Consider the following 7,359-nt stretch of genomic DNA (forward strand, 5'->3'; position numbering starts at 1 on the left):
TAATATTACTCTTTATTTACATACTCTTCAAATATATTCTTTAAATTCTGTATTATCATAATATTTTCCGCATGATTTCTTACTGCAACTCTGTAAAAGTCATTATTCAATCCTTCGTAATTATGACAACTTCTAATTAATATATTATTCTTTAATAATTCATTTTTCAAATCCATATTTCTTAGATTTTTCAATAATATGAAGTTAACACTTGGTTTAAATACTTTTAATTCCTTTATCTGCCTTAATTCATTAAATAAATATTCCTTTTCATTTTTTATAAATTTTATAGATTCTGTAATATAATTATCATCTTTAACTGCAACTTTTGTAGCTATTTCAGCCAAAATATTAATATTCCAAGCTGGAGATATCATTTCGACCTTTTCCTTTAATAAGCTGTTACATATTGCATATCCAATTCTTATTCCGGGAAGCGCAAAGAATTTAGTGAGAGATTTTATTATGACTAAATTTTCATATTTATTTATGTACGAAATCATTGATAAATCTTCTTCCATAAAATCTAAAAAGGATTCATCTATTAATAATATAACATTATTTTCTTGTGCTTTTATTAAAATTTTTTCCAATAAATCTTTTGAAGTTATAACTCCTGTTGGATTATTCGGATTGCATATAAACATTAAATCTATTTTGTCATCTATATGCTCTAAAATATCTTCTTGTATGCAAAAGTTGTTTTCTTCTTTTAATTCATAGTAAATAATATCTCCATTTACTGCTCGTACAGCTTCTTCATATTCAGAAAAAGTTGGAGCAAGAATCAATGATTTTTTAGGATTAATCCCTTTAACTATATTAAATAAAACTTCTGCTGCACCATTTCCTAATATAATATTATCTATATTTATATTTTCATATTCCCCTATAGAGTCTTTAAGTTCAAAATAAGTTATATCAGGATACTTTTCAATTTCATCCAAACCATCAATAATAGCCTTTTTCACACTAGTCGGTGCACCTAAAGGATTTATGTTAGCTGAAAAATCTATTATTTTTTCATATTGAAGTTTATTTTCTCTGCTTATTACTTTTGCATTTCCACCATGACCAAAACTTGCCATAAATATCCCCCATTGTTTATTATATAATGTTTATATATACATTAATACTATTGTTCTAACAGATATTGCAATCAAAAATCCTATAACAGCTGATAAATAAAGAACCTTTGCTGTTTTATTAACATCATTAATTTCTATTTCCTTAAGCTTATCTCCTATTTTAGGCTTTTCTACTAATTTTCCAAAATAATAATTTGCTCCTCCAAGCTCTACTCCTAATGCTCCAGCTATTGCTGCTTCAGGATGGGCACTATTAGGGCTTGTATGGTTATATCTGTCTCTCTTATATATTTTCAAACTATTTTTATAGTTATATCCTAATATTCCAGCTGAAATTGCTATTAATATCCCTGTTATTCTTGCTGGTATATAATTAAAAATATCATCTAATTTGGCTGAAAAAAATCCAAAATCCATATATTTATCGTTCTTATATCCAAACATTGAATCTAATGTATTTACTGCTTTATAAGCAAAAGCTAAAGGCGCTCCAAAAATTGCCGCATAAAATAAAGGTGCAATAATCCCATCTGCCATATTTTCTGCAATGGTTTCAACAACAGCCTTTATTATGCCTTCTTTATTAAGACTAGCTGTATCACGTCCTACAATAAATGATAACTGCTTTCTTGCGCCCTCTATATCATCTTTTAACAAGAATGTAATTACCTTATATCCTTCAACTACCAACCCTTTGGATGCTATACAGAAATATATTAATACGCCCTCTACAATAATTCCAAAATAAAGGTTGATACTTTTACATGCATTTACAATCCAAAAGGTTATAATAAATGTTACAGAAATTGTTAAGATCCAAGTTATTAAGCCTGCTGCTTTTAAATAGTTCTTGAAAAGTCTCCTAAATATTGTTTCAAATCTTTTAGCCAAACATCCTATTCCTCTAACTGGATGATATGGATTATTAGGATCCCCAATTATTAAATCTAAAAGAAATCCTATTGTTAATTCAATCATGGAATCCCCCTTTTTGAATTACTTTATCTATTGTAAATTCATTATTTTCATCTATATTTATTATTAATTCATATCCCACACCATTTTTAGGCTGCCATTCATAAAATTTCTTACTATTATCATATAACATTTCTAGTATCATGCCTATACTTCCGCCATGAATTACTCCAAATGCTGCTTTTATATTTTTACTAACTAAATATGCAATTAAGTTTATGAAAGCCTCTTTAATTCTATTTCTAAATTCCGTTTTACTTTCTCCATTTGGACACTTTATATATCCTTCTTCATCATCTATCCAAGTGGTATATTCCTTTAAAAGTTTCAAATCATCATAACCTTTTAATTCGAAATCTCCAAAATTATATTCAAAGAAATTTTCCCAAATATCATATTTAACATTTGGACAAAGAATTTCCAAAGTTTGATTTGCCCTCTTAGCTCCACTAGTGAAATAATAATCACAGCTTCTGTATTCAGTTTTCTTTAAATTTTCTTTTAATTCAACAATTCCATTTTCGCTTAAATCAACATCGCTTTTCCCGCAATATAATTGCTTTTCATTACAGTATGTTTTTCCGTGTCTAATTAAAAATAATGTAATCTCTTTCATATACTATTTTAGTGATGACTCATCACTAATCCTACTTTCCTTCTCATTTATATTCTTTTTTAACTCGTCTGAAAGTCCAAAAAAGACTCTATACACAAAACAAGAATTATTTGCTAAAAATTGTAATGCACGCCCTGTTTCTTCTCTCCATGCTCTATCTAATTTTTCAATCGGTACAATTCCTGATGTTATTTCATCACAAATAATTATCTTGTCCTTTAATGCATTAAGATTGTTCTTTAAAATTTCTAAGGAATCAAGATCCTTTAAAATACATTCCTTTGTAAATACATGCAGACCACATATAACCCTTTTATTATATTCAAGATTATGGCCACTACAAAAATAGATCTCATCATCACTTATATTATATTTGTCTTTCACAAACCTAAGTTTTCCATTATAGGCTCCACCAAAAACTAACTTCATTATGTACCACCTCAAAGATTATAATACTATTCCTAACGTTAATATTCCTATAACTTCACCAACAACTAAAGCAAACCCAGCCACATCTCCTGATATGCCTCCAAATTCTTTTCTACACTTTTCTACTGACCACGTAACCCCAATTATTATTAATCCAGTCATTAATAATCCATAAATATTAAGGACAAAGAATGATATCACAAGCATTATAATCACTGATATAACCATAATAATTCTATCTATTTTATTAGTTCCTTTTTTAAAGTACGTTCCAAGAGTACTTTCTTTTATGGTAACTCTGCTTAAAAGAAAATATGCCACGCTGCTTCTACTAACTATTGGAATTAATATTAATATATAAAATTGTACATTCTTTTCTAAAATAGAGTGCATGCCTCCAAATTGTAAAAAAAATAGCATTACTAATGATATTACAGAAAATGCTCCTGTCCTCGAATCTTTTAAAATTCTAAGTTTTTCTTCCCTATCTCGTCTAGAAAGAATTGCATCACAAACATCCATAAATCCATCTAAATGCAGCATTCCTGTTACAATAAATGGCACCATCATCACAACTATACTTTTTAAAATAATTGAAACATTAGAAATGTCCATTAAGTAATATATAATGCTCCATATAGCTCCAACTATTAGCCCTACTACAGGATAAAACTTCATCATATTTTTTACCCCTTCATCATCCCATTCAACGTACGGTGTTGGAAGTACAGTAAACATACTTAAAGACATGATAAACCCCTTATAAAATTTCCTCATTTTATATAATTTTCTCCTTACACTTATGGTATCTTATATTTCCAAAACTACATTCTATAACATTGTCGCAAATGTTTGCCAATTCTATATTTATAGTCGCTAACTCCTTTTTAAAATCTTCAGTAATTTCATCATATTCTATTGCATCATTAAATATATAATCACTAACAATTACAATATTTTTTACTTTACTCATTATTTGATTTAATCCCATTAGAATATTTATTGATGGATTTTTAATAATGTCACTTTCAATAAACATTTCATTTGTCAAAAGAGATGTTATGCTGTCTATCAATACAGTATCATCATCTTTAATTTCATTAATTAATTCATGTAGATTACTTTGCTTTTCTAAAGTAAAAAAATTAAAACCTGCTCTATTTTCTATATGTTTTTTTATTCTTTCTTCATCTTCTTTGTCATAAGGCTTCATAGTGGCAACATAAACAACTTTATTTTTGTTTAAAGATATGGCTATTTTTTCTCCTACTTCCGATTTACCACTTTTAGAGCCTCCAATTATCAAATAATTCATCTCTAAAATTCCAATCCAACAAATTTTAATTACTATATTTATATAAATATAACCATATAACTTAGTACGTATCTATTTCTCTATTCCAACTCTTGAAGTTATTCCTTTTTCATAGGGGTGCTTTATTGCCCTGATTTCAGAAACATAATCAGCAAGTTCAACCAATTTTTCATTTGGATTTCTTCCTGTTAATACAACCTCTAATCCTTTAGGTTTATTTTCCAGAAATTCAACTACATTATCTAGAAATATTAATTCCAAGTTCGTTGAAGCTATTATTTCATCTAGTATTAATAAATCATAATTTTCATCTATAGATTTTTGAGTTACTTCTTTAAACCTTTTTTCATGTTCATTTTTAGTATGAATTTGTTCATCTTCACTCATAAACTTAAAGAACTTTCTTACTGGCTCACCTTTTACAACACAGAAATTCTCTCCAAGTTTCTCTATCGATATTAATTCCCCTGTATCATAATCTTTTAAAAATTGAGTTAATAAAACTTTTTTATCTCTGCCTGCTGCCCTAATACCAAGCCCCATGGCAGCTGTAGTTTTCCCTTTTCCATCTCCGCAATAAATATGAATTAGTCCTATTTCCATAAAATCTCCTCCTTCTGCATCTTTACACAAATGCGAAATCATAAGTGCTATTATTCGAATCACTAAACTGGTTATAAATAACTATGGTATCTATAAATCACCTAGTTACTATTTCTTAAAATTAAAATTCTATAAATTATTTTAGTAAATAAACTAGATATTATTCAGAATTTTAAGTTCATCTAAATAGCTATCATTAATCTCTGCTTCTTCAAAGGTTGCCATGTTATTCATAACTGCACATGCGGAATCTACTATTGAAAATGCCAGCGGGCATCCACTTCCCTCGCCAAGACCCATATCTAAATTTAGTAATGGGCTTAATCCTAACTCGTTAATTGCAACCTTAAATCCCACTTCCTTTGAATCATGAGAAGTAAACATGTAGTCCTTTGTTTTTGAATTTAGTCTAAAAGCTATAATGGCTGCAACAGCAGATATAAATCCATCTATAATAACAGGAACTTTATAATAAGCAGCTCCTATAAATACTCCTGCCATAGCAGCAATATCGAAACCTCCAACTTTAGAAACTACATCTATTGGATCAGTTTTATCAGGCTTATTTACCTCAATAGCCTGGATTACAACTTTTTTCTTTTTCTCAAAAGCTTCATCTGTGATGCCAGCTCCTCTTCCTACAACATCTTGAACTTTTGTATCTGTTAATGCTGATAATACTGCACTGCTTGTTGACGTATTGCCTATACCCATTTCTCCTACTCCAAGAATTTCATACCCTAATTCCTTTGCATTCTTAACACATTCAATTCCTATAAGCATAGCTTTTATCGCCTCATCATAACTCATGGCAGATTCTTTAGCTATATTATTAGTAGACTTTCTTATTTTTTTATTAATAACATTTGGATGATTAAAATCACAATTTATTCCCACGTCTACAACCATAAGGTCGGTATTATTTGCCTTTGCAAGAACCGCAACCCCAGTTAGTCCTTTTGTAAAATTTATTGTTTGAGACAAAGTTACTGATTGAGGGGCTGATGCGACACCCTCTTCAACAACCCCATTATCTGAACACATTATAATTACCATTTTTTTATTTATATTATTCTTTATCTTTCCTGTAATCCCAGAAAGCTTTATCGCTATTTCTTCTAGTTTTCCTAGACTCTTTAATGGTTTTGCAAGTGATGTCATCCTCTTATCTGCTTGTATTAATATTTCCTCATTTACATCTCTTATACCATTAATAATATCACTTAATTGCTTAATATTAGTATTCATTTTATATCCCCCACGTAATTCCTATCTATTCTTTGTTAAATATAACATAAATCCCTAAGTAATGCCTATAAAAAATTATTTATTATCCTTAAAGTAACTCATCTCGCACTCATAGTCTAAAAGCTGAAGATTTTGCTCCTGAATTAGGTCTATTAATAACTTTGAATATATTGGCTCACCTTTGTCATTCTCCACAGTACTATATCCTGCTTTTTCTATTGCTTTAGCTTGCTCTAAGTAATGTGTTGTGTTAAAAACTCCACTCTGCTTATACCGTTTATTATTTTTTAGAAATTCTCCATAATCTTTTATTGAATCCTCAGTACTATTATATACTCTAAAATAGTCTTCAATTTTTTTACTATAGTATTCTGAAGTATTCATTTTAATCTTTTTCCCAGTCCATCTATTATCTGCTTTTATTCCAAATAAATTGTTTGCCTTAGTACTTAGCTCAGATTTTCCCCATCCACTTTCTAATATTGCTTGGGAAATAGTTATAGATGGAAGAACTCCATATTTATTATATATTTCAATTGCCTGGGGATACATTCTATTGATAAATTCTACTTTAAATTCATCCTTTAAATTATTCTTTTGGTATCCTGTATATTTTAGGTCATCTATGTAATCATGGACTTTTTCTTTTTGCTCTTTATCAAAAGATAATTCATCCAATACTGTATCTAGGTCTACAAGTCTGTAATCACTACTTTTAACCTTGATGCCTGTACTATTTTTTTCTACAAACATATTCGCTAACTCCCTAGCACTATTTTCAGTAACTTGAGAAAAATCATTTTTATATCTAACACCATCAATTGCAGCCATGTACTTCCAATTAATTTGAAGTTTATCTTTACTAACATTATCCGCTTCTTCTATATATATCTTTGTATCTAAATCTTTTAAGTTAATATTTTTATATTTTTCAATATTGAATAAATTATAAATTTGAAAACCAATAACTCCAATAATAATCAATACTATCATATTCTTAATTTTTTTTCTTAACCCCTTTTTTCTTTTTCTTGCGTTCATCCCAGAACTCCTTCATTTAATATAATCTACATATAATTAATATC

General features: G+C 28.6%; 9 protein-coding genes. All 9 read right to left on the reverse strand.

The genetic code is table 11. The features are described from left to right. Positions 1-5 precede the first annotated feature (5 nt). Entirely contained in the window at positions 6-1,088 is a 1,083-nt protein-coding gene (gene cobD / locus CLCHR_RS23415; RefSeq protein ID WP_079442339.1) for a threonine-phosphate decarboxylase CobD, read from the reverse strand. Positions 1,089-1,118: 30 nt separating this feature from the next. Beyond that, positions 1,119-2,066: an adenosylcobinamide-phosphate synthase CbiB gene (gene cbiB / locus CLCHR_RS23420; protein ID WP_079442340.1), complete on the reverse strand. Its 948-nt coding sequence runs from the start codon at positions 2,064-2,066 to the stop codon at positions 1,119-1,121. Further along, a complete protein-coding gene (locus CLCHR_RS23425; protein WP_079442341.1) occupies positions 2,059-2,679 on the reverse strand; it encodes a histidine phosphatase family protein in 621 nt (206 codons plus the stop codon). Before CLCHR_RS23425 ends, cbiB begins: the two co-directional genes overlap by 8 nt. 3 nt (positions 2,680-2,682) lie before the next feature. Beyond that, a complete protein-coding gene (locus tag CLCHR_RS23430) occupies positions 2,683-3,108 on the reverse strand; it encodes a bifunctional adenosylcobinamide kinase/adenosylcobinamide-phosphate guanylyltransferase (RefSeq protein ID WP_079442342.1) in 426 nt (141 codons plus the stop codon). Between the two features lie 18 nt (positions 3,109-3,126). Then, entirely contained in the window at positions 3,127-3,885 is a 759-nt protein-coding gene (locus CLCHR_RS23435) for an adenosylcobinamide-GDP ribazoletransferase (protein WP_079442344.1), read from the reverse strand. A 1-nt stretch (position 3,886) separates the two neighbouring features. After that, a complete protein-coding gene (locus CLCHR_RS23440) occupies positions 3,887-4,423 on the reverse strand; it encodes a bifunctional adenosylcobinamide kinase/adenosylcobinamide-phosphate guanylyltransferase (RefSeq protein WP_079442345.1) in 537 nt (178 codons plus the stop codon). Between the two features lie 72 nt (positions 4,424-4,495). Further along, the gene (locus CLCHR_RS23445) at positions 4,496-5,026 is read right to left on the reverse strand and encodes a cob(I)yrinic acid a,c-diamide adenosyltransferase (protein WP_079442346.1); all 531 of its coding nucleotides are present in this window, start codon (positions 5,024-5,026) and stop codon (positions 4,496-4,498) included. 153 nt (positions 5,027-5,179) lie between these two features. Beyond that, positions 5,180-6,274 carry a nicotinate-nucleotide--dimethylbenzimidazole phosphoribosyltransferase gene (cobT, locus tag CLCHR_RS23450; protein ID WP_079442347.1) on the reverse strand — a complete coding sequence of 365 codons (1,095 nt, stop codon included), beginning with the start codon at positions 6,272-6,274 and terminating at the stop codon, positions 5,180-5,182. 75 nt (positions 6,275-6,349) lie between these two features. Then, complete coding sequence (locus CLCHR_RS23455) at positions 6,350-7,315, reverse strand: glycoside hydrolase family 73 protein (RefSeq protein ID WP_079442348.1); 966 nt, start codon at positions 7,313-7,315, stop codon at positions 6,350-6,352. Positions 7,316-7,359: the final 44 nt, after the last annotated feature.

This window comes from Clostridium chromiireducens, assembly GCF_002029255.1.
Classification (GTDB): domain Bacteria; phylum Bacillota; class Clostridia; order Clostridiales; family Clostridiaceae; genus Clostridium; species Clostridium chromiireducens.

What these genes read in the sequence shown, in the direction of transcription:
- cobD (WP_079442339.1), bottom strand. Translation starts at nt 1,088, where the DNA reads ATGGCAAGTTTTGGTCATGGTGGAAATGCAAAAGTAATAAGCAGAGAA.
- cbiB (WP_079442340.1), bottom strand. Translation starts at nt 2,066, where the DNA reads ATGATTGAATTAACAATAGGATTTCTTTTAGATTTAATAATTGGGGAT.
- CLCHR_RS23425 (WP_079442341.1), bottom strand. Translation starts at nt 2,679, where the DNA reads ATGAAAGAGATTACATTATTTTTAATTAGACACGGAAAAACATACTGT.
- CLCHR_RS23430 (WP_079442342.1), bottom strand. Translation starts at nt 3,108, where the DNA reads ATGAAGTTAGTTTTTGGTGGAGCCTATAATGGAAAACTTAGGTTTGTG.
- CLCHR_RS23435 (WP_079442344.1), bottom strand. Translation starts at nt 3,885, where the DNA reads ATGAGGAAATTTTATAAGGGGTTTATCATGTCTTTAAGTATGTTTACT.
- CLCHR_RS23440 (WP_079442345.1), bottom strand. Translation starts at nt 4,423, where the DNA reads ATGAATTATTTGATAATTGGAGGCTCTAAAAGTGGTAAATCGGAAGTA.
- CLCHR_RS23445 (WP_079442346.1), bottom strand. Translation starts at nt 5,026, where the DNA reads ATGGAAATAGGACTAATTCATATTTATTGCGGAGATGGAAAAGGGAAA.
- cobT (WP_079442347.1), bottom strand. Translation starts at nt 6,274, where the DNA reads ATGAATACTAATATTAAGCAATTAAGTGATATTATTAATGGTATAAGA.
- CLCHR_RS23455 (WP_079442348.1), bottom strand. Translation starts at nt 7,315, where the DNA reads ATGAACGCAAGAAAAAGAAAAAAGGGGTTAAGAAAAAAAATTAAGAAT.